The 21057-nt window shown below is 66.5% G+C and carries 17 protein-coding genes and 1 other RNA gene; 11 read left to right on the top strand and 7 right to left on the bottom strand.

What is annotated here, in order from left to right:
- Positions 1-28 precede the first annotated feature (28 nt).
- Together dnaX and ffs are read right to left on the bottom strand one after the other, a co-directional pair.
- Entirely contained in the window at positions 29-2386 is a 2358-nt protein-coding gene (gene dnaX / locus WJ542_RS10965) for a DNA polymerase III subunit gamma/tau (protein WP_411189316.1), read from the bottom strand.
- A 252-nt stretch (positions 2387-2638) separates the two neighbouring features.
- Positions 2639-2737: signal recognition particle sRNA small type (ffs, locus tag WJ542_RS10960), an RNA gene on the bottom strand.
- Positions 2738-3145: 408 nt separating this feature from the next.
- Between ffs and trxA the strand changes: the two genes are divergently transcribed.
- The 8 genes from trxA (at position 3146) to WJ542_RS10920 (ending at position 11920) form a co-directional block, all read left to right on the top strand.
- Entirely contained in the window at positions 3146-3472 is a 327-nt protein-coding gene (gene trxA, locus WJ542_RS10955; protein ID WP_027797264.1) for a thioredoxin TrxA, read from the top strand.
- A 261-nt stretch (positions 3473-3733) separates the two neighbouring features.
- A complete protein-coding gene (rho, locus tag WJ542_RS10950) occupies positions 3734-4996 on the top strand; it encodes a transcription termination factor Rho (protein ID WP_027797263.1) in 1263 nt (420 codons plus the stop codon).
- Positions 4997-5137: 141 nt separating this feature from the next.
- Positions 5138-5686 (top strand): MerR family transcriptional regulator, encoded by a 549-nt coding sequence (locus tag WJ542_RS10945; RefSeq protein ID WP_411189315.1) that lies wholly within the window; start codon positions 5138-5140, stop codon positions 5684-5686.
- Positions 5683-7239, top strand: coding sequence for an MFS transporter (locus WJ542_RS10940; protein WP_411189314.1), 1557 nt, complete (start codon positions 5683-5685; stop codon positions 7237-7239). Before WJ542_RS10945 ends, WJ542_RS10940 begins: the two co-directional genes overlap by 4 nt.
- 32 nt (positions 7240-7271) lie before the next feature.
- Positions 7272-8108: a M90 family metallopeptidase gene (locus tag WJ542_RS10935; RefSeq protein WP_411189313.1), complete on the top strand. Its 837-nt coding sequence runs from the start codon at positions 7272-7274 to the stop codon at positions 8106-8108.
- Between the two features lie 179 nt (positions 8109-8287).
- On the top strand, positions 8288-8551 hold the full coding sequence (locus tag WJ542_RS10930; protein WP_035526223.1) for a type B 50S ribosomal protein L31: 264 nt from the start codon (positions 8288-8290) through the stop codon (positions 8549-8551).
- A gap of 239 nt (positions 8552-8790) precedes the next feature.
- Positions 8791-10545 (top strand): ArnT family glycosyltransferase, encoded by a 1755-nt coding sequence (locus tag WJ542_RS10925; protein WP_411189312.1) that lies wholly within the window; start codon positions 8791-8793, stop codon positions 10543-10545.
- Positions 10546-10552: 7 nt separating this feature from the next.
- Entirely contained in the window at positions 10553-11920 is a 1368-nt protein-coding gene (locus tag WJ542_RS10920; RefSeq protein WP_411189311.1) for an MATE family efflux transporter, read from the top strand.
- A gap of 35 nt (positions 11921-11955) precedes the next feature.
- Here the strand turns inward: WJ542_RS10920 and lipA are convergent, their stop codons facing one another.
- The 5 genes from lipA to WJ542_RS10895 are packed head-to-tail and all read right to left on the bottom strand — an operon-like array spanning position 11956 to position 17182.
- Positions 11956-12921: a lipoyl synthase gene (gene lipA / locus WJ542_RS10915; RefSeq protein WP_411189310.1), complete on the bottom strand. Its 966-nt coding sequence runs from the start codon at positions 12919-12921 to the stop codon at positions 11956-11958.
- A 2-nt stretch (positions 12922-12923) separates the two neighbouring features.
- The gene (locus WJ542_RS10910; protein ID WP_411189309.1) at positions 12924-14045 is read right to left on the bottom strand and encodes an acetoin dehydrogenase dihydrolipoyllysine-residue acetyltransferase subunit; all 1122 of its coding nucleotides are present in this window, start codon (positions 14043-14045) and stop codon (positions 12924-12926) included.
- A 4-nt stretch (positions 14046-14049) separates the two neighbouring features.
- Entirely contained in the window at positions 14050-15054 is a 1005-nt protein-coding gene (locus tag WJ542_RS10905; protein ID WP_411189308.1) for an alpha-ketoacid dehydrogenase subunit beta, read from the bottom strand.
- 47 nt (positions 15055-15101) lie between these two features.
- Positions 15102-16085, bottom strand: a complete 984-nt coding sequence (locus tag WJ542_RS10900) for a thiamine pyrophosphate-dependent dehydrogenase E1 component subunit alpha (protein WP_411189307.1) — start codon at positions 16083-16085, stop codon at positions 15102-15104.
- Positions 16086-16123: 38 nt separating this feature from the next.
- Positions 16124-17182: an ATP-NAD kinase family protein gene (locus WJ542_RS10895; protein WP_411189306.1), complete on the bottom strand. Its 1059-nt coding sequence runs from the start codon at positions 17180-17182 to the stop codon at positions 16124-16126.
- A 470-nt stretch (positions 17183-17652) separates the two neighbouring features.
- Here WJ542_RS10895 and WJ542_RS10890 point away from each other — a divergent pair, with 470 nt between their 5' ends.
- From WJ542_RS10890 to WJ542_RS10880, 3 genes are all read left to right on the top strand, one after another.
- The gene (locus WJ542_RS10890) at positions 17653-19608 is read left to right on the top strand and encodes a sigma-54-dependent Fis family transcriptional regulator (protein ID WP_411189305.1); all 1956 of its coding nucleotides are present in this window, start codon (positions 17653-17655) and stop codon (positions 19606-19608) included.
- 247 nt (positions 19609-19855) lie between these two features.
- The gene (locus WJ542_RS10885; protein ID WP_411189304.1) at positions 19856-20434 is read left to right on the top strand and encodes a ComEA family DNA-binding protein; all 579 of its coding nucleotides are present in this window, start codon (positions 19856-19858) and stop codon (positions 20432-20434) included.
- A gap of 139 nt (positions 20435-20573) precedes the next feature.
- Complete coding sequence (locus WJ542_RS10880; protein WP_411189303.1) at positions 20574-21008, top strand: YidB family protein; 435 nt, start codon at positions 20574-20576, stop codon at positions 21006-21008.
- Positions 21009-21057 lie beyond the last annotated feature (49 nt).

Below are 21057 nucleotides of genomic sequence, written 5' to 3'. Positions count from 1 at the left end.
CGCAAACCCGGGCGCCGCGCGCCGCAAATCAATGAGCGGCCTGGCTGCCGCCCGCCGCGGCTTCGGGCGCGAGCGGCCGGATCGAACCCGGCACGATGCTCGCGCCGAATTCGCGTATCAGTTGCTGGACGAACGGATCGGCGCCGATCTCGCGTTCGGCGTCGCGCTGGCGCTCGGCGCGCGCAGCGGCGTCGAGCGCGGCCGCCGTGCGGCGTGCCGGACCCACTTCCACCGCCACGTCCACCGTCTTGCCGAGGCGTTCGGCCAGCGCCGCCTTCAGCTTCGCGACCTGCGAGGCTTCCGCGTACTGCGGTACCGGGACGCTCAGCTTTAGCAGCGCGCCGTCGAGCGCCGTCAGTTCGCTGTTGAACGCGAGCTGATACGAAATGCCCTTGAGAGGCAGCGTCGCGGCAAGCGCGGGCCAGTCGCCCGCAAAACCGATCGCATCGAGCGCAATGCCGGGAGGCAGCTTGCTCACGTCCACGACGGCCGCCGCAGGCGATGCGGCGGATGCGGCGGGCGCAGCGGCCGGTTCGCTGCCGAAAGCCGGCACGAAGCTGTCGTCGGGCGACGCGAAATATGCGTCGTCGGCGCCGAGCGGCACATAGTCGTCCGGCGGGGTATCCCCCCAGGGCGCGTCCCACGGCGGCGCGGACGAGGCGTCCTGCGTCGGCTGGCCGCGCGCCGGACGGCGCGATTCGGCTTCCTGAGCCGCCGCCGCGCGGCGCGCGGGATCGGGCGTCGGCACCTTCACTTCGGCGCGCGGCGCGGCAGGCTTCGGTGCGGCGGCGGATGCTCCAGCAGGCGCGCCGGCGGTACGGGCGCCGCGGTCGGTCGCGACGCGCATGCCCTTGCTGCGCAGCACGTCGAGCGCTGCGCTCGCTCCGCTGCGCGCACCGGACGCCGCGAACGGATCAGCAGCCTCGTCGACCACCGCTGGGCGCGGCGTTTCGGGCTGCGCCGCGGCCTGTGCGCGGGGTTCGGCGGGTGCGTCAGGCGCCGCTGCGGGCTCATCGGCCGACTCCCACGGCGGCACGACGCCGGATGCGGCGGCGGCAACGCCTGCTGCCATCTCCGGCGCTGGGTCCGCGGCCTTGACCGGCTCCGTCGCGCGAACCTCGGCGCTCGGCGCTGCAACGACTGGCGCCGCGGCCGCGACTGGCTTCGATGCGGCAACCGCCCGCGGCACGTCCGCCACGCTGCTCGCAACAGCCGACGCGACCGCCTGCGCCCCGGCCTGCGTGCCGGCACGCGCCGCGGGCTTCGAAGCCGGCGCGCTGCCCATGCCGCCAGCGCCTGCCGTCGCCGGCTCGAATGCCAGCATGCGCAGCAGTGTCATCGTGACGCCCGCATATTCGTCCGGCGCGAGTCCTAGTTCGCTACGGCCGAGCGTCGCGATCTGATAGAACAATTGCACCTGCTCCGGTGCAAGTTCGGCGGCGAACCGGCGCAGATCGGCGGCTTCCGGCCACTCGTCGAGCACCGAGCCCGGCGCGAACTGCGCCCATGCGATCCGGTGGAAGAGCCCCGCCAGGTCCTGGAGTGCCGTAGAGAACGACAGGCTGCGCAACGCCATCTCGTCGGCGATCGAGAGCACAGCCGAACCGTCGCTCGCGACGAGCGCGTCGATCAGGCGAATCAGATAGCTCTGGTCCAGCGCGCCGAGCATGCCGCGCACGGCCTCCTCGGTCACCTGGTTGGCCGAATACGCGATGGCCTGGTCGGTAAGCGAAAGCGCGTCGCGCATCGAGCCGTCGGCCGCGCGCGCGAGCAGACGCAGCGCCTGCGGCTCGAACTCGACCTTCTCTTCGCCGAGGATGTGCGTGAGATGCTCGACGATATTCGCCGCCGGCATCTGCTTCAGGTTGAACTGGAGGCAGCGCGACAGCACCGTCACCGGAATCTTCTGCGGGTCGGTGGTGGCGAGAATGAACTTGACGTGCGGCGGCGGCTCTTCCAGCGTCTTCAGCATGGCGTTGAAGGCGTGGTTCGTGAGCATGTGCACTTCGTCGATCATATAGACCTTGAAGCGCGCGTCGACCGGCGCGTAGACCGCGCGCTCGAGCAGCGCGGCCATTTCGTCGACACCGCGATTGCTCGCCGCGTCCATTTCGACATAGTCGACGAAGCGACCCTCATCGATCTCGCGGCACGCCCGACAGACGCCGCAGGGCTTCGACGTCACGCCGGTCTCGCAGTTGAGCGCCTTGGCGAAGATACGCGAGAGCGTTGTCTTGCCCACGCCGCGCGTGCCCGTGAAGAGATACGCGTGATGCAGGCGACCGCCGTCGAGTGCATGCGTGAGCGCGCGCACCACGTGCTCCTGTCCGACGAGCGAAGCAAAGTCCTTCGGTCGCCACTTGCGTGCGAGAACTTGATAGGTCATCCGGAAATTGTATCAGCAACGCCCGCGCGCACCGATGAATCGCAGGGCCTTGAAACGCACCTCCCGAGAGGCCCCGCGCGACGCGGAACGGCGCGTGAAACGCCTCCTCGCCAGTGGGATCGCGACACGAAATGGCCGCTTTGCCCGCGCTAGTTTCGAGGCGCGCGACAACTCTGGCGTCAATGCCTGCGAGGAAAAATTCCGGGGAGTATTACGGACTATTGCGGGGGAGTAAAACCGGAAGAAATAGAAGGTGACGAGCCTGACCCTCGGCACTGGCGGAAAACGGCTGTGGCTGCTTCGTTCCCGACCTGACCAGGTTGACCGCCCCTCCATGCGAGGAGGCCCGTCACGTCGCATTCTAACATTGGTTGCGCTGCAATGCGATACCGCCTCCGGAAAAGTCACCCCGGACAGGCTCTTGCAATGGAGCGCTGCGCCTCAACATCGTTGGCGTGAGGCGCAGCAGTGATGAAAAGGCGGGCGCGAAAACAAACGCGGAAATGGACTCAAAAGTACCCGCCCAGTGTGGTCTGAACGACTGAAACCCTGCTGGCGGTATGAGTACTATCACCGTCGGCAGCGCATAGGGATTTAGGCTACACTGGCGTCGGCATCGGGCCTGCGCCAGCGCGGGCCGCCCGGCACAGGGCTTGCGCAAATCAACGAGGCGCCTTGGTAGCCCCGACCGGGTTTTCAGTTTTGGTGTATCGTGGCGAGCAATTCAATCAGCCTCGATTCGAAAGAGGTATTTATACAATGAGCGAACAAATCAAGCACATCAGCGACGCATCGTTCGAACAGGACGTCGTGAAATCCGACAAGCCGGTTCTGCTGGACTTCTGGGCCGAGTGGTGCGGCCCGTGCAAGATGATCGCGCCGATTCTCGATGAAGTCGCAAAAGACTACGGCGACCGTCTGCAGATTGCGAAGATCAATGTGGACGAGCATCAGTCGACGCCGGTCAAGTTCGGCGTGCGCGGCATCCCCACGCTGATTCTTTTCAAGAACGGCGCGGTTGCCGCGCAAAAGGTCGGCGCACTCTCCAAGTCGCAGCTCACCGCGTTCCTGGACAGCCACCTGTAATTTGCGCCGGCCGCCGTGTTGCCTTCCGCGGCGGCACGGCCCGCAAGAGTGCGTGTTGTCCCTGGACAACACGCACCGCAAAAACATGCCGATCGACCGCACTGGCGGTTTTTGGCGTGTGCTATGCTAGAATCCATAAAGCGTCTACCCGGCGCCCTATAACGTTCCAAGCAGAAGTTCCAAGCAGGTCCTAGAGCGATTCCGCTCGCTTCTTTCCCCCAAGACTTCTTTCGTCGCACTCCTCCCCGACGGGTTCTCCGTATGCATCTTTCCGAGCTTAAGTCTCTGCATGTCTCCGAATTGATCGAGATGGCCAACGGCCTCGAGATCGAAAGTGCGAACCGCCTGCGCAAGCAGGAATTGATGTTCGCGATTCTTAAAAAGCGCGCCAAGACGGGCGAAACGATCTTCGGTGACGGCACGCTCGAAGTGCTGCCGGACGGTTTCGGCTTCCTGCGCTCGCCCGAAACCTCGTATCTCGCGAGCACGGACGACATCTACATCAGTCCGTCGCAGATCCGCCGCTTCAACCTGCACACCGGCGACACGATCGAAGGCGAAGTGCGTACGCCGAAGGACGGCGAGCGCTATTTCGCGCTGGTGAAGGTGGACAAGGTCAATGGCCAGCCGCCCGAGGCCTCGAAGCACAAGATCATGTTCGAGAATCTCACGCCGCTGCACCCGAACAAGGTGCTGCTGCTCGAACGTGAGATGCGCGGCGAAGAAAACGTGACGGGCCGCATCATCGACATGATCGCGCCTATCGGCAAGGGCCAGCGCGGCCTGCTGGTCGCCTCGCCGAAGTCGGGCAAGACCGTGATGCTCCAGCACATCGCGCACGCCATCAAGCAGAATCACCCCGACGTGATCCTGTTCGTGCTGCTGATCGACGAGCGTCCGGAAGAAGTGACGGAAATGCAGCGCTCGGTGGCGGGCGAAGTGATCGCCTCGACCTTCGACGAACCGGCCGCGCGTCACGTGCAGGTCGCCGAAATGGTGATCGAGAAGGCCAAGCGCCTTGTCGAAATGAAGCACGACGTCGTGATCCTGCTCGATTCGATCACGCGTCTCGCACGCGCCTACAACACGGTCGTGCCCGCATCGGGCAAGGTGCTGACGGGCGGCGTGGACGCCAACGCGCTGCAGCGTCCGAAGCGCTTCTTCGGCGCCGCGCGCAACATCGAGGAAGGCGGTTCGCTCACCATCATCGGCACGGCGCTGATCGAAACCGGCAGCCGCATGGACGACGTGATCTACGAAGAGTTCAAGGGCACCGGCAACATGGAAGTGCACCTCGAGCGCCGTCTCGCGGAAAAGCGCGTCTACCCGTCCATCAACCTGAACAAGTCGGGCACGCGCCGCGAAGAACTGCTCATCAAACCGGACATCCTCCAGAAGATCTGGGTGCTGCGCAAGTTCATCCACGACATGGACGAAGTCGAAGCCATGGAATTCCTGCTCGACAAGATTCGCCAGACGAAGAACAACTCCGAGTTCTTCGACATGATGCGCCGCGGCGGCTAAGGCCTCCTCCCGCATCGCCACGAACGCCCGCGCAAGCGGGCGTTGTCGTTTCGGAGGTCCGGCCATAACCTGTACGTGAACGTTCACGTTGGACTATAATACGCGGCTGATTCAACCGTTTGCCGTTCCGGCCGGCCGCCGATGCCCAAGAACACCACTGAGGCCCCCACTGCACTGCTCACGGTGCGCGACGCCGCGCAGCGTCTGAACGTCACACCGCGCACGCTCAAGTATTACGAAGAGCGCGGCCTCGTCACCCCCACGCGCAGCGGGGGCCGCTACCGCCTCTACGACGAACAGGATCTCGAGCAGTTCGCGCGCATCCTGAGGCTGCGCTCGCTCGGCTTTTCGCTGCATGGCATCGCCGAAATGCTCAAGCGCCCGCTGGAGTCCGCAGGCGACGGACGCAAACACTACTCGCAGGACTCGCTGCAACACATCGCTCACGCGCTGAGCCAGCAGATCGAAACGCTCGACGCGCGCATCGCCGCCGTGCGCCGCGAATTGAAGGAAGCGCAAACCGTCCGCGCCGAGCTGGCCGACGACCTCGACTATCTGAGCAAGCGCCTCGCGGGCGTCCCCTCCGAAACGCTGATCGACGAGCGGCTCGCGGCCAGGAAGAAGCGCCGCACGGCCTCGAACACGCCGGACGATCGTGGGGCCGGCAACGACGGGGGCTCCCAATCATGAGCACCGCGCCGACCGGTCAACCGCTTTTCAGCGCGGAACGCCTGCGCGGCGATTTCTTCCCGTGGGTGCTCGCGCTCGCCACCGGGCTCGATTACTTCGACAACGCCATCTTCTCGTTCTTCACGAGCTACATCGCGGGCGGCATCAACGCCTCGCCGGACGAACTCGTCTGGTCGTCGAGCGCCTATGCCGTGGCCGCCGTGCTCGGCATCCTGCAGCAGCAGTGGTGGGTCGAGCGGCTGGGCTACCGGCGCTACGTGGGCGGCTGTCTGCTGCTCTATGCGGCCGGATCGGTGGCGGCCGCCCTTTGCGAGTCGTCGATCGAGCTCGCGTTCGCGCGCGGCTTCCAGGGCTATTTCATTGGCCCGATGATGGGCACCTGCCGCATCCTCATCCAGAGCTGCTTCACGCCGCAGCAGCGCCCCGTGGCAACCCGCGCGTTTCTGATCCTGATCGTGCTTTCGAGTGCGCTTGCACCGCTGGCGGGCGGCCTGCTGGTCTCGCATTTCGACTGGCGCGCGCTATTCGCCTGCACGGCGCCGGCCGGCGTGCTGTTCGCCATGCTGGCGCTCGCCGCCCTGCCCGACTCGGGCCATGTGCTCCCCGAGGAACGCGGCGAATCGCATTTCTGGCCCTACATCATCTTCGCCTTCGCCCAGGGGGCGCTGCAGATCGCCATGCAGCAGGTGCGCTTCGAGCTCTTCAGCACCTCGCCCGGGCTGATCGTGCTCACCGTTGCCGGAATCGGCGGGCTCGCCTGGTTCGTCTGGCAGCAGTGGCATCATCCGAAACCGCTCATGCGCCTGCACGCGCTGCGCGAGAAGACCTTTCAGGTCGGCATCGTGCTCTACATGGTTTATTACTACCAGAGCACGGCGCTCAGCTACCTCGTCTCGCGTTTCCTCGAAGGCGGACTCAACTATCCGGTCGAAAACGCCGGCCGGCTCACGGGCATCACGTCGCTGATCTCGGCTTCGGCATTGTTCCTCTATTTCCGCTACGCGAAGTCCGTCACGCGCAAGAAGTGGATCATCGTGCCCGGCTTCGTGCTCGCCGCGTTCGTCTCGCTCTGGATGACGCAGATGCCGCCCGACGTCAGCGAATCGTGGCTCATCGTGCCCCTGCTGGTGCGCGGTCTGCTGCTGCTCTTCATCGTGCTGCCGGTCGCCAACGTAACCTTCAGCATCTTCGCGATCGAGGAATTCACGCACGGCTACCGGCTCAAGAACATCGTGCGCCAGTTGACGATCTCGTTCGCCACGGCCAGCGTCATCATCATCCAGCAGCATCGGCTGGCGCTGCACGAATCGCGTCTCGCCGAGTTCGTGAATCCGTTCAACCCCGTCTTTCAGAACCTGTTTGCGACACTTACGCGCGGCTTCGAGGCGCTCGGCAGCACGCCCGGCGAAGCCCACGGGCTCGCAATCGGACAGATGAGCCGGCTGGTGGCCCAGCAAGCCAGTTTTCTGAGTTCGCTCGACGGTTTCTATTTCCTCATCGGCGTGGCGCTCTGCGGTGGTATCTTTGCGGCCTGGCAGAAGCAGATCAACTGACGACGAAATTCCTTTCACGAAACGATCCGGCGATGCTATCGAAACTATCCCAGTGGTTCGGCACGCGCCGCCGCGAGAAAGCGCTGCGCACCCACGCGATCGACGACGCGCTCTGGCAGGCAACGCTCGACGGCCTGCCCTTCCTCGCCCATCTCGACGCCGCCGGCCTCGCACGTCTGCGCGAACTCACGAGCCTCTTCATCGCGCAGAAAGAATTCTCGACAGCCCACGACCTCGAACTGACCGACCGGATGGTGGTCGCGATCGCCGTCCAGGCATCGCTGCCGGTGCTGAACCTCTCGCTCGACCTGTATCGCGGCTGGGTGGGCGTGATCGTCTATCCGGGCGAATTCGTGATCCGCAAAACCGTGGAGGACGAGGACGGCGTGGTGCACGAAGTCGAGCACGACGCGAGCGGCGAGGCCTGGGAAGGCGGCCCCGTCATTCTCTCGTGGGAAGACGCGCAGATGACCGACGGCAGCGACGCCTACAACGTCGTGATTCACGAGTTCGCGCACAAAATCGACATGATGAACGGCGAGACGGACGGTCATCCGCCCCTTTATCGCCGCTGGCACGCGCCGCTCGACGCGCCCGCCTGGGCGGACGTGTTCGACAACGCCTACGACCAGTTCTGCGCCAAGGTCGATGCCGTACCGGAGCGCCGCTGGGCGCGCTTCGAGCGCGAATCGCTGATCGATCCCTACGCGTCCGACCATCCGTCCGAATTTTTCGCGGTATGCAGCGAGGCGCTGTTCGTGAAGCCGCACGAGTTCGAAGCCGGGTATCCCGAACTCTACCGGCTGCTCGCACGCTACTATCGGCAGGATCCGGCGAAAACCGGCATCCTCGCCAGCCATGGCGAGTGAGTCCCAAAAATTCGCCAACCGGCTGATTTTCTGGCATAATCGCCGTTTTTCGACCTTAGGCAAGTGGCTCGCGCCCGAACAAAGTGCAAAAGCGAATTGCGAAAGCACGGGCAAAAGCGCCCTGCTGCATGGCGCGGCTGGGCACGCGAGTTGGCTACCGTCAGATTTAAGGAAAAACCATGAAAGAAGGCATTCACCCCGATTACCGCGAAGTCCTGTTCATCGACGTTTCGAACGACTTCAAGTTCGTGACCCGCTCGACCATCCAGACGCGCGAAACCGCCGAGTTCAACGGCAAGACCTACCCGCTCGCCAAGATCGAAGTGTCGTCGGAATCGCATCCGTTCTACACGGGCACGCAAAAGATCATGGACACGGCCGGCCGTGTCGAGAAGTTCAACAAGAAGTTCGGCGCACGCGCCTCGGGCAAGGCAGCGAAGTAATGTCTGCGCCGGCCCTCGCGCCGGTCCCGAACCCGCAAAAAGGGCAGCGATCGCTGCCCTTTTTTGTTGCCCGCGCGTTGCCCGTTCCACCAGGCCCGCCGGCACCATCCTGTTTGAGCCGTTATCTTTCGTTTTCGGCCGGCTGTCCGCCGTGACGCACACTCACCGGCCCGGCTAGAATGCCGGATTCGGGACGGCCGAGCACGTGCCGGTCCGGTTACCCGCCTACCTCGTACTGAATGAAGCCAGCCATCCGACTGACCGCCTCTGCCACCAGCGCGCTGCCGCGCTGGCTGCTGCTGACCATGTGTATCGTCTTCGCGTCGTTTGGCCTGTTCGGCCGCGATCCGTGGAAGAACGAGGACGCAGCGGGCTTCGGCGTGATGTGGACGATGGCAGGCGGCACGGCGCACGACTGGCTGCTGCCCAACCTCGTCGGCAAGTACATCACCGAAAACGGCCCGCTCGGCTACTGGCTCGGCGCATTGTGCATCCGCGTCTTCGCGCCGTGGGTCGACGCGAGCAACGCCTCGCGCGTCGCCACCGGCGTGCTGTTCTGCCTCGCCTGTGCCTTCGTCTGGTACAGCGCCTATCTGCTTGGCCGGCGCCCCGAGGTTCAGCCCTTCAAGTACGCGTTCGGCGGCGAACCCGAGCCGCGCGACTACGGCCGCACCCTCGCCGACGGCGCACTGCTGGTCCTGCTCGCCTGCTTCGGCCTGGCGGAACGCGGCCACGAAACCACGCCGCAGCTCATGCAGTTCGTGGGCATCGCGATGCTGCTGTACGGCATCGTGCGCGCCATCGACAAGCCGATCCAGGGTGCGCTCTGGTGGGGCTTCGCGCTCGGCGTCGTGATGCTCTCCAGCGGACCGGTGCAGGTGGGCGCCCTGCTCGTGGGTACGCTCGCGATGCTCGCCATCGCGCCGGAGACGCGCTCGCGCTGGCTGCTCGTCGCGGGGCTGCCGGTGGCGCTCGTGATTTCGGCGTCCTGGCCGTTCCTCGCGCTCCATCTCTATCCCGACGACGCCGTGTGGTTCCTCAACCAGTGGGCCCGTTCTAGCGTCAATGCCTACGCCGGGCCGCCGGGATCGGTGCTGCGCTACGCGGCGAAGAACCTGCCGCTCTTCACGTGGCCCGCGTGGCCGCTCGCGATGTGGGCCTGGTTCAGTTGGGCCGGCCTGCGCCGCGCGCCGCATATCGCTATTCCGCTTTCGGTCATCGTGCCGCTGCTGATCCTCGTGGTCGTGCAAAGCCACGAGACCAACCGCCTCTTCATGCTCGTGCTGCCGGCGCTCTCGGTGCTCGCCGCGTTCGCGCTGCCCACGCTCAAGCGCGGTGCGATCAACGCCATCGACTGGTTCGCGGTCCTGAGCTTCACCATACTCGGCACCTTCGTCTGGCTCGTGTGGCTCGCCGGCATGACCGGCTTTCCCGCGCCGCTCGCGCGCAATCTCGCGCGCCTCGCCCCGGGATTCACGCCGCAGTTCAAGATTCTGTCGTTCGCCTGCGCCGTGGCCGTGACGGTTTGCTGGATCATGCTCGCGCAGTGGCGCATAGCGCGGCATCCGAAGGTGCTCTGGCGCAGCGTCGTGCTCTCGAGCGGGGGCACCACGCTGATGTGGGTGCTGCTCATGACGCTGTGGCTGCCCGTCGTCAACTACAGCCGGACCTACAAGGACGTTGCCCAGCAGATCGCGGTGCACCTGCCCGCCGACTACTCGTGCATCTCGCCGGTGCGTCTTGGCGACGCGCAGATCGCGACCTTCGCCTACTTCGGCAAGATGCACTTCTCGTTCGACGAAGACTGCGACGTGATCCTGCGCCAGGACACCCAGGACTATGGCGAGCCGAGTTCGATGTCGAACTTCGCCTGGAAGCTGGTCTGGGAAGGCCGCCGCGCCGCCGACCGCGACGAGCGCTTCCGCCTGTACGTGCGCATCGACCGTCCGCAGCCGCCCGTGAAGCGCCGCATCTGGCGCCAGCGTCCGAACTGAGGCCGCGGTGAGCGGCACCGTCCTCGGCGACGTCCGCCGCATCGCCGGCCTCGCATGGCCGGTGCTGATCGGCCAGCTCGCGATCATTGCGTTCGGCGTGATCGACACGGCGATGGTCGGGCGCTACTCCGCCCTCGACCTCGCAGCGCTCGGGCTCGGTTCCTCGATCTACATCTCCGTCTATATCAGCCTCACCGGCGTGCTGAGCGCGCTGCAGCCGCTCGCTGCCCAGCTTTATGGCGCCCAGCGCGACGCCGAAATCGGCGAAGAAGTGCGCCAGGCGCTCTGGCTCGCGCTCGTGCTGATGGTGATCGGCGGGGCGATCCTCTATTTTCCGGGTCCGCTGCTCGACCTTGCCCGCGCCCCCGAAGCCCTGCGCGAGCGTACCGTCGACTACCTGCGGCTGCTAGCGTTCGGCCTGCCCGCCGGACTCGCCTTCCGGATCTACAGTTCGCTCGCGAACGCCGTGGGCCGGCCGCGCCTCGTGATGTTTCTCCAGTTGGGCGCGCTTGTGCTGAAGGTGCTGCTCAATCGCTGGCTCATCTTCGGCGGATTCGGCGTGCCGGGGCTCGGCGGCCCCGGCTGCGCGCTCGCGAGCACCGCGATCAACTGGGCCCTCGCCGCCTTCGCGGCGCTCGCCCTCACCCGCCTCGACGTATTCGCGCCGTTCAGCATCTTCCGGCACTTCTGCTGGCCGCACTGGAAGCGCCAGGCGGAACTGCTCAAGCTCGGCATTCCGATGGGGCTCTCGTATCTGATCGAGGTGACCTCGTACACGTTCATGGCGATCTTCATCGCGCGCCTCGGTACGACGACACTTGCCGGCCATCAGATCGCGGGCAACATCGGCGCCGTGCTGTACATGACGCCGCTCTCCATCGGCGTGGCGACCTCGACGCTCGTGGCCCAGGCACTGGGCGGCAATCGTCCCGCCGAGGCGCGCACGCTCGCGCGGCACGGCATCGCGACGGCGGTCAGCCTTGCCTGCTGCTTCGCGCTCGCGGTGTTCGCGCTGCGGCCGCTGATCATTGGCGGCTACACGCCCGACCCGGCTGTGCTGGCGAGGGCGATGCCGCTCGTCGCAATCGTCGCGCTGTATCACGTTTTCGACTCGCTGCAGGTCACCACGGCGTTTGCGTTGCGGGCCTACAAGGTCGCCGTCGTGCCGACCGTGATCTATGCCGTCGCGCTCTGGGGTGTGGGACTCGGCGGCGGCTACGCGCTCGGCTTCGACGTGACGGGCACGCTGCCGCTATGGGCCACCGGCGCGCGCGGCTTCTGGCTCGCCAACATGGCAAGCCTCGCGATTGCGGGCGCCGGCCTCATGCTCTATCTTTCGCGCGTTAGCACGCGGTATCTGCGCGAGCCGGCGTAATCCGCGCCACCTTCGCGGGCGCACTTCGGCTGGCGCTAACCCGCCGCCTGCGCCGCATGATAGGACGAACGCACGAGCGGCCCGGCCACCACCTCCCTGAAGCCCATGGCGAGCCCCGCGCCGCGTAGCGCGACGAAGGCTTCCGGACTCACGTAGCGTCGCACCGGCAAATGGAACCGCGACGGCGCGAGATATTGCCCGATCGTCAGGACTTCTACGCCGTGCGCGCGCAGATCGTGCATTGTCGCGAGCAGCTCGGCATCGGTCTCGCCGAGCCCCACCATCAAACCCGACTTCGTGACGAGCGAAGCGCAAGCCGCCTTCGCCCGCGCCAGCAGATCGAGCGAGCCGCGATAGTCCGCACCCGGGCGCGCCGCACGATAGAGCGACGGCACGGTCTCGACGTTGTGATTGAAGACGTCGGGCCACGCGACCGAAAGCGCGTCGAGCGCACGCGTGACGCGACCGCGAAAGTCCGGGGTCAGCAATTCGACGCCGATGCCCGGCACCCGCTCGCGCACCGCCTCCACGCAACGCGCGAAATGCGCGGCGCCGCCATCGCGCAGGTCGTCGCGGTCGACCGAGGTGATCACGACGTGCCGCAGGCCGAGCGCCGCGGCCGCCGACGCGAGATGGGTCGGCTCGTCGGCATCGAGCGGGTCCGGGCGGCCGTGCGCGACGTCGCAAAACGGGCACCGGCGCGTGCAGAGCCCTCCCATGATCATGAAAGTCGCCGTGCGCTGCGCGAAGCACTCGCCGATATTCGGGCACATCGCCTCTTCGCACACCGAATGAAGCCGATGCTCGCGCAGCACCGCCGCCACCTCCGCGATCGTTGCGCTCATCAGCGGCCTCGCGCGCAACCAGGGCGGCTTCGGCAACGCCGCCTCGGCCTGAACGATCTTCACGGGAATACGTGCGAGCTTTTCGCGGCTGCGCAAACCGTGCTGGCCGAGCGCGGTCGTAGCCTCGCGCGCCGTTTCGAACGTGGCGGAGTCCATGCTCAGGCCTCTTCGTCGAAAAAGGCCTTGAGCAGGCGATTGACTTCGGCGGCGCCCTCCATCTGCACCATGTGGCCCTGGCCCGCGATCACCTGCACCTGCACGCCCTGCGGCAAACCTTCCGCGTGGCGCGCGGGGATGATCTGATCGGCCGTGCCCCAGATCACGAGCACGCGAGGCGCAAGGGCGCCCAGCCGCTCGCGCAGGACATGCCGCTGCACCCCGCCCTCGAACGCCTGCGAGGCGATCTTCCTGAGCGCTTCCTGGACGCCTTCGAGCCGTTTGTACTTCACCAGATCCTCCACGAGCTGCCGCGTGACGAGCGCGGGATCGGCAAAGAGCTTCGTGACCGGCGCCTTCAAGGTGTTGCGGTTCGTGGCCGCGACGAAGCCCTCGATATAGGCGCCGTCGATTTCCTCGCCCAGCCCCGCGCTCGCGATCAGCGCAAGCGATGCGACGCGCGATGGCGCCCGCTGCGCAACCGTCATTGCCACGGCGCCGCCGAGCGAGTGCCCGACCAGATGCACGCGTTCGAGCTTTTGCGCGTCGAGAAAGTCGGTCACGCTCTGCGCAAGTTCGTCGAGACTGCCGGACTCGACGGCCTTGCCCGATTCGCCGTGCCCCGGCAGATCGAGCGCCCAGACCGTACGCCCGGTAGCGAGATCGGCGTGATTGAAGAGCCAGTTGTTCAGATCGCCGCCGAAGCCGTGAATCAGCACGACCGGCACCCCGCCGCCCTCGCCGAGCTTCAGATAACGGACCGTGCGCCCGCCGATCTGGGCCTTTTCCGGCTGCGGCCCCGCATCGCCGTCGGCGGCCGCGGCCGGCACGAAATCGCGCTGGAATTCGGCCACGGCCATATCGATATCGGCGTCGGCCGCCTCGGCGTCCGCCACCACGCCGAGCAGCGCGCCGACCGGCAAGGTTTCGCCCTCCTGCGCGATCTGCCGCCGCAGCACGCCCTCGAACGCGCATTCGACCCCCGAGGCGATCTTGTCGGTCTCGACGTCGAGCAGTTCCTCCCCCTTCGCCACCTTCTCGCCGAGCGACTTCAGCCAGCCATTCACCTGGCCCTGCTCCATCGAAAGCCCCCATTTGGGCATCGTGATCATGTGAATCGGCATGACTTCAGCTCCTGGCTTGGCGTGCGGCTTCGGCGATCTTCTCCGCCGAGGGAATGTACAGGTCTTCGAGCACGCCCGCGAACGGTACGGGCGTATGCGGCGCGGTGACCATGCCGACGGGCGCCTTGAGGTCGTGGAACGCGCGCTGCGCGACGAGCGCCGCGATATCGGTGGCGATCGAGCAGCGCGGATTCGCCTCGTCCACGACCACGACGCGGCCCGTGCGCCGGGCGCTTTCGAGGATCGTCTCCTCGTCGAGCGGCGAAGTCGTGCGCAGGTCGATCACGTCGGCTTCGATGCCCTCTTTCGCGAGCTTCTGCGCAGCGTCGAGTGCGTAATGGACCATGCGGCCATACGTGACGATCGTGACATCGTCGCCGTCTCGGGCGATGTTCGCCTCGCCGAAAGGAATCGAATACGACTCCTCGGGCACGTCGCCTTCCATGCCGTAGAGCAGCTTGTGCTCGCAGAAGATGACCGGGTCGTTGTCGCGTATCGCTTCGATCAGCAGGCCCTTCGCGTCGTAGGGCGTGGCCGGGCACACGACCTTGAGGCCGGGAACGTGCGTAAAGAGCGAGGTGAGCATCTGCGAGTGCTGCGCCGCCGCGCGCAGGCCCGCGCCGCACATCGTCCGGATCACGACCGGCGTCACGGCCTTGCCGCCGAACATGTAGCGGAACTTCGCCGCCTGGTTGAAGATCTGGTCGAAACACACGCCCATGAAGTCGATGAACATCAGCTCCGCCACCGGGCGCAGCCCGCAGGCCGCGGCGCCCACTGCCGTGCCGATGAACCCGCCCTCCGAGAGCGGCGTATCGAGCACGCGCCCCGGAAACTTGCCGTACAGTCCCTTCGTCACGCCGAGCACGCCGCCCCACGCGTCCTGCTCGCCGGGCGAACCCGCGCCGCCCGCGTTGTCTTCGCCCATCACGATCACGGTCTCGTCGCGCGCCATTTCCTGCGCCAGAGCCTCGTTGATCGCTTGCGAATAAGTGATTTTCCGTGCCATTTTCGTCTCCTTGATCTGGAATCCTGATGATGTGACGCGTCGGGGGTTCAGGGATACGACACGTATACGTCGGTAAGCAATTCCTCGTCGGCGGGCAACGGTGCGGCCTTGGCCTTCGTCACGGCGTCGTCGATCAACTGCTTCACTTCCTCGTCCACCTTGCGCAGGTCGTCCGCGCGCACCAGCTCGGCACGTACCGCGCGCTCCTCGAAGCGCTTCAGACAATCCTTCTCCTCGCGCAGCTTCTGGACCTCGCCGGGCGCGCGATAGGTCTGCGCGTCGCCTTCGAAGTGGCCGAAATAGCGCGACAGCTTCATCTCCACGAGCGTCGGGCCACCGCCATTGCGTGCCCGCGCAATCGCCTCGCCCATGGCCTCGTGCACGGCGAAGAAGTCGAAGCCGTCCACGATCACCCCGGGCATGCCGAAGCCGTTCGCGCGATCGGCGATGTTGTCGGCCGCGACCGACCACGTCGACGACGTCGCTTCCGCGTAGCCGTTGTTCTCCGCAACGAAGATCACCGGCAGGCGCCATACCGAAGCAAGGTTCATCGACTCGAATATCACGCCCTGATTCGAGGCGCCGTCGCCGAAGAAGCACACGCCCACACCGCCGGTCTTCTTCTGTTTGGCCGCGAGCGCCGCACCGCAGGTTAGCGGCCCGCCCGCCCCGACGATGCCGTTCGCGCCGAGCATGCCCTTCGAGAGATCGGCAATATGCATCGAGCCGCCCTTGCCTCGGCACGAACCCGTGGCTCGGCCGTAGATCTCGGCCATCATCTCGCGCACGTCGACGCCCTTGGCGATGCAGTGCCCGTGGCCGCGGTGCGTGGTCGCCACGTAGTCGGTATCGTTCAGATGGCTCATCGTGCCGACCGCCGACGCCTCCTCGCCGGCATACAGGTGAACGAAGCCCGGGATCTCGCCGGTGGCGAACTCCACGTGCAGCCGCTCTTCGAATTCGCGAATCGTGCGCATCGAGCGATAGGCGCTCAGCAACTGCTCTCGGTTCAACTGGGATGTAACAGACATGGTTGTCTCCTGGGTTGTCTGTCGGGTTGTGAAGCAGGTTAAAAGGTCCTCGCCGCCGCCTCGCGCAGCAATTGATGCGCGGCGGCATAACGCAACGTACGTGCAACGTCGACCGTAAGCGGACCGCCCCAGTCGAGCGACACCTCGTAGCGATCGCCGCGCGCCGGTTCGATTTCCCGTTCGCCGTCGAAGGCGAGCGTGCCGTGCCCCGCGTCGAGCGGCAGCGCCACGCCCGCTTCGAGCCGCTGGCAGGTGCGCAGCGTGAGCCGTTCGATGCGGCCGGGCGCAATGGGGGCGATGAGCGGCACGCCGTCCTGCCCGCCTGCGGGCGCGAAGGTCATGTGCAGGCCGTGCGCGGCATCGCGTCCGACCGGTGCAAAAGCGCCGCCGATGGCGGAAAGTCCGATGCCGTCCGGCATGGCGAAAGCAAGGAAGATCGATTCGATATCCGAACTTTCCGAAATGGCGCGCGCACCGATGAACGGTTGCCGCGCCACGCAGATATCGACGAGGGCAATCTCCTCGCGCCCGCGGCTCGGCCCTTCGATACAGCGTGCGACGAGCCGCTTGTTTCGCGTGAACGCGACGTCCGCCGGCACGGCGCCGGTCGCGACCAGCGCGCCCGCGAGTCCCGCGACTGTCGCCTCGCGCAACTCGGGAAAGGCGTTATTGGTGCCGGTGGAGAGCGCGAGCAACGGCGTATCGCCGCAGTGCGCGGCGACCGCGCGATGGGTGCCGTCGCCGCCCAGCACCGCGATCAGCGACACCTCTTCGCGCACCATGTGCGCGACGCCTGCGTGGGTGTCGGCAACGCTCTCGGTAATCGGCAGAGGGATGAACTCGACTTCGGGCCAGGGCTCGTGCGCGGCGACCGCGGCATGCGTTTCGATGGCGCGCAGCAGCAGCGCGGCGACGCCGGTCTGATCGCGCAGGGTCAGCACGCGAGCGACGCCCAGCGCGCCCAGACCAGCAAGAAGGCGCACGGCCATGTTGGCCTTTTCGGCCGTGGGAAAGACCGAGGCATGCGAGGTAAGACGGCGGATATCGCGCCCCGATGCGGGGTTGACGATCACGCCAACAGTTGCGGGCGTCGGCACGGGCTGTGTCTCCGGTTCGCGCCGGGCGCGGCGCGAACTTGTTGTCGATCTTGTTGCTGAGATGCCGGCACATTCGGCTGCCGGGTCTGTCCGCCAACTCTGCAAGCGTTGTGCCAGAGAGCCGGAGGCGACGGCCATCGTCCGCAAACCGGCTTGCGACGGCCCGCGCCGCGCTTCGCCCGGTTCATCGGCGCGGGCGAAACCGCAGATCGGCCGTCTCACTCACGACGCCGAGCGGCAAACGTGCGAGACGGCCCGGCACGCACGCGCGACCGCGTTCTGCCCGCGGCCCCGCCCGGCAAGGCCTCAGGCCTGTCTCCCGCGCAACCGGCATGACGGGCGACGACCTGAGACGACCGTCTCAGACGTCTCGCATGCTGCAGTGCGGTGTGATTGCGCGGCGCAGATGTGCTACAAAAAAATCCCCGGGCATGCTTCGCCATGCCCGACGCCAGAGCCAGGATCCGCCCATGCCCTACCCCGTTGCGTCCAGCCGGCACGCCGAGCGCGTGCGCGGCGCCGTCGAAGGCCGCCTCCCCGCGCCAGCCGATTCGACGCGGCTCGTCTCGTCGTGGCAACGCTCGTTCGAGCGCTACCAGCTCGACCCAGGTTCCGTGATCGGTCCGCGCGTCCTGAGCGCCGGCGAGCTGCGCGAGATCCGCGAGCGCGAGGAGGCTTTCCTGCGCGCCTCGGGCCAGTGTCTTTCGCGCCTGCACGAGACCATCCGCGACGCCGATTACTGCGTCATGCTGACCGATGCCCACGGCGTCACCATCGACTACCGCATCGACCGCGAGCGGCGCAACGACTTCAAGCACGCGGGGCTCTATATCGGCTCGTGCTGGTCCGAAAGCGAGGAAGGCACCTGCGGGATCGCGAGCGTGCTGACCGATCTCGCGCCCATCACGGTCCACAAGACCGATCACTTCCGCGCCGCCTTCACCACGCTCACCTGCAGCGCCGCGCCGATCTTCGCACCGGGCGGCGAGCTGATCGGCGTGCTCGATGCATCCGCCGTCCAGTCGCCCGACAACCGCGACAGCCAGCGCATCGTCAATCAACTGGTGCGCCAGAGCGCGACGCTCATTGAAGACGGCTACTTTCTCCACCGCACGTCCTCGTGCTGGATCCTCTTCGGGCATCAGAGCCGCAACTACGTCGAGGCCCAGCCCGAGGTGCTGATCGCCTTCGACGAGAACGGCAACGTCGTCGCCGCGAACCGGCGCGCGCGCGAATGCATCGCGGGGCTTGACGGGCCGCGCCACATCGACGAAATCTTCGATTCGTCGCACGTCCAGTTGCGCGATCTCGGCCGCATCGAGGCCATCGCCACACTGCGGCTGCGCGCGACGGGCATGACGCTCCACGCGCGCATACGCGCGCCGCTGGGACGAACTGCGGCACCGGCCGCCGCCGTCCTGCATGGCGCCGTGCCACTGCGCGAGGAGCGCGCCGACGCACGCCTCGACTGCAGCGCGCTCGGGCCTTTTCTGCGCAGCCCGGACGCGTGCGTCGCCGGGAACGCCCGCATCGCCCAGCGTATTGCGGGCAAGCGCCTGCCGATCCTGCTGCTCGGCGAGACCGGCGCGGGCAAGGAAGTATTCGCACGCGCGATCCACGACGCGGGCCCGCGCCGCAACCGTCCCTTCGTCGCCGTGAATTGCGGCGCGCTGCCGGAATCGCTGATCGAGAGCGAACTCTTCGGCTATGCACCGGGCGCTTTCACGGGTGCGCGGCGTCACGGCGCGCGCGGCAAGATCGCCATGGCCGACGGCGGCACGCTCTTTCTGGACGAAATCGGCGACATGCCGCTCGCCCTGCAGACGCGCCTGCTGCGCGTGCTGGCCGAAGGCGAGGTCGTGCCGCTCGGCAGCGAGGCGCCGGTACGCGTCGATCTCGAAGTGATATGCGCGACCCATCGCGATCTCGCGCATATGGCGGCCCAGGGCGACTTTCGCGAGGATCTCTACTACCGGCTCTGCGGCGCCGTGCTCACGCTGCCGCCGTTGCGGGAGCGACGCGATATCGGCACGCTGATCGAAACGGTCTTCGCAGAGGAAGCCCAGGCCGCCGGCCGCCCGCTCGTGCTCGACGGCGCGCTCGCCGTGCGGCTGGCGTCCTGCGCCTGGCCCGGCAATCTGCGGCAACTGCGCAACGCCCTGCGCTACGCCTGCGCCGTCTGCGACACCGTGCGTGTCGAGGCGCGCCATCTGCCCGGCGATCTGGCCGCACAGTTGCCGGGCGCCGTCCATGGACCGGACGAGACGGGCGCCGCTGCCCTTGCCGACGAGCGCGAGCGCATCGTCGCCGCGCTGCGTACCCACCACTGGCGGCCCAATGCCGCCGCACTGGCGCTCGGCATCTCGCGCGCAACGCTGTACCGGCGCATCGCGAAGCTCGGGATCGTCGCTCCGCATCGCGCCTGAGCCTGCATGGCGAAACCGAGGGCCGGGCTTCTTCGTTGCGCCCGCCCCCACTGACCGCGTTGCCATTGCATAGAAGTATTAAAAATTGTGCGACGCGATTTACTTGCCACAATTCGATCGGTATAAATCGAGCGCTTCCCGTTCACGGATACGCCAACTGGCCTATTCTTGTAGCGCAGCACTAACGACTACTGGATGCGTCGTCCGTTCCCGGCTAACTGGACTTGCCCTCAATGGAGTGATTGCCATGCTGAAAAAGCTGCTAATGCTGTTCGTTGCGCTCGGATTGTCCCTGTCCGCACTGACGGCCGCTGCTGTCGAAGTGAACACCGCCGACGAAACCGCGCTGGAAACCGTCAAGGGCATTGGCCCGGCCCACGCAAAAGCGATCATCGACGAGCGGACGAAAAACGGCCCGTTCAAGGACGCCGACGATCTCGTGAGCCGCGTCAAGGGCATCGGCCCGAAGTCGGTGCAGAACCTCGAAGCAGCGGGGCTGACGATCAACGGCTCGTCGGCGCCGCCGGCTGGCAACGGCAAGACCGCCGCATCGAAGAGCAGCAAGACGGCAGCCGCGACCCCGGCCGCTGCGACCGCGTCCAGCCCTGCAACGGCGGCTGCGCCGGCCGCCAATGCGGCCTCGGGAACGACGGCCACCAAGTCGAAGCACAAGAGCAAGAAGGAGAAGGCAGCCGAGGCCGCAAGCGCCGCAGAGGCCGGCCCGGCGGCTTCCGCGCCGGCGGGCGCCTCGGAGACTACGGCGAAGAAGAGCAAGAAGTCGAAGAAAGCCAAGGCCGCTTCGGCCGCGGCAGCTTCCGGCGCCTGATGCCCGCCGTGCGCGGCACAGCGCTGCGCATCAAGACAACAGACCGTGCAATACGGCGCGCAAACCGGCATCCGGATAACGCGCCGCCCATTTTCCGGCCGCACACGTTCCGTGGCGGCCAACTACCAGAGAGATCGACATGAGCCTGCTAGACACCCTCGGTTCCCTGCTCGGCGGATCGTCGCAAGAAGGCGGCGGCCAACAGCAACTCATCGCTACGGCGATGGAATTCGTCAACAACCAGCCCGGCGGCCTGAACGGGCTGATCGAGAAGTTCCAGCAAGGCGGCCTGGGCGACGTGGTGCAGTCCTGGGTCGGCAACGGCGAAAATCAGGCGGTTTCCGGAGACCAGTTGCAGAACGTACTGGGCTCGGATGCCGTCGCGGGCCTCGCGCAGAAGGTCGGTTTGCAGCCCGACCAGGTGAGCGGCCTGCTCGCTCAGGTACTGCCGCACGTCGTGAACGCCGGCACGCCCAACGGCGAAGTCCCTAGCGGCGGCCAGATCAACGGCGAGAGCGTGCTCGGCACGCTGGGCGGCCTCGCGTCGCTGCTCGGCGGAAACAAGCAGGCTTAAGCGCCGGTGGGGTGGCGCGGGGTGTTTCCCGCGCCTGTAAAAAAGGGCA

The organism is Paraburkholderia yinzeri (assembly GCF_046581065.1).
In the GTDB taxonomy this organism is placed as follows: domain Bacteria; phylum Pseudomonadota; class Gammaproteobacteria; order Burkholderiales; family Burkholderiaceae; genus Paraburkholderia.
This window is presented reverse-complemented; position numbering and strand designations above follow the sequence as displayed.

What these genes read in the sequence shown, in the direction of transcription:
- WJ542_RS10885 (WP_411189304.1), top strand. Translation starts at nt 19,856, where the DNA reads ATGCTGAAAAAGCTGCTAATGCTGTTCGTTGCGCTCGGATTGTCCCTG.
- WJ542_RS10905 (WP_411189308.1), bottom strand. Translation starts at nt 15,054, where the DNA reads ATGGCACGGAAAATCACTTATTCGCAAGCGATCAACGAGGCTCTGGCG.
- rho (WP_027797263.1), top strand. Translation starts at nt 3,734, where the DNA reads ATGCATCTTTCCGAGCTTAAGTCTCTGCATGTCTCCGAATTGATCGAG.
- WJ542_RS10945 (WP_411189315.1), top strand. Translation starts at nt 5,138, where the DNA reads ATGCCCAAGAACACCACTGAGGCCCCCACTGCACTGCTCACGGTGCGC.
- lipA (WP_411189310.1), bottom strand. Translation starts at nt 12,921, where the DNA reads ATGGACTCCGCCACGTTCGAAACGGCGCGCGAGGCTACGACCGCGCTC.
- WJ542_RS10900 (WP_411189307.1), bottom strand. Translation starts at nt 16,085, where the DNA reads ATGTCTGTTACATCCCAGTTGAACCGAGAGCAGTTGCTGAGCGCCTAT.
- WJ542_RS10880 (WP_411189303.1), top strand. Translation starts at nt 20,574, where the DNA reads ATGAGCCTGCTAGACACCCTCGGTTCCCTGCTCGGCGGATCGTCGCAA.
- WJ542_RS10910 (WP_411189309.1), bottom strand. Translation starts at nt 14,045, where the DNA reads ATGCCGATTCACATGATCACGATGCCCAAATGGGGGCTTTCGATGGAG.
- WJ542_RS10930 (WP_035526223.1), top strand. Translation starts at nt 8,288, where the DNA reads ATGAAAGAAGGCATTCACCCCGATTACCGCGAAGTCCTGTTCATCGAC.
- WJ542_RS10940 (WP_411189314.1), top strand. Translation starts at nt 5,683, where the DNA reads ATGAGCACCGCGCCGACCGGTCAACCGCTTTTCAGCGCGGAACGCCTG.
- trxA (WP_027797264.1), top strand. Translation starts at nt 3,146, where the DNA reads ATGAGCGAACAAATCAAGCACATCAGCGACGCATCGTTCGAACAGGAC.
- WJ542_RS10925 (WP_411189312.1), top strand. Translation starts at nt 8,791, where the DNA reads ATGAAGCCAGCCATCCGACTGACCGCCTCTGCCACCAGCGCGCTGCCG.
- WJ542_RS10935 (WP_411189313.1), top strand. Translation starts at nt 7,272, where the DNA reads ATGCTATCGAAACTATCCCAGTGGTTCGGCACGCGCCGCCGCGAGAAA.
- dnaX (WP_411189316.1), bottom strand. Translation starts at nt 2,386, where the DNA reads ATGACCTATCAAGTTCTCGCACGCAAGTGGCGACCGAAGGACTTTGCT.
- WJ542_RS10890 (WP_411189305.1), top strand. Translation starts at nt 17,653, where the DNA reads ATGCCCTACCCCGTTGCGTCCAGCCGGCACGCCGAGCGCGTGCGCGGC.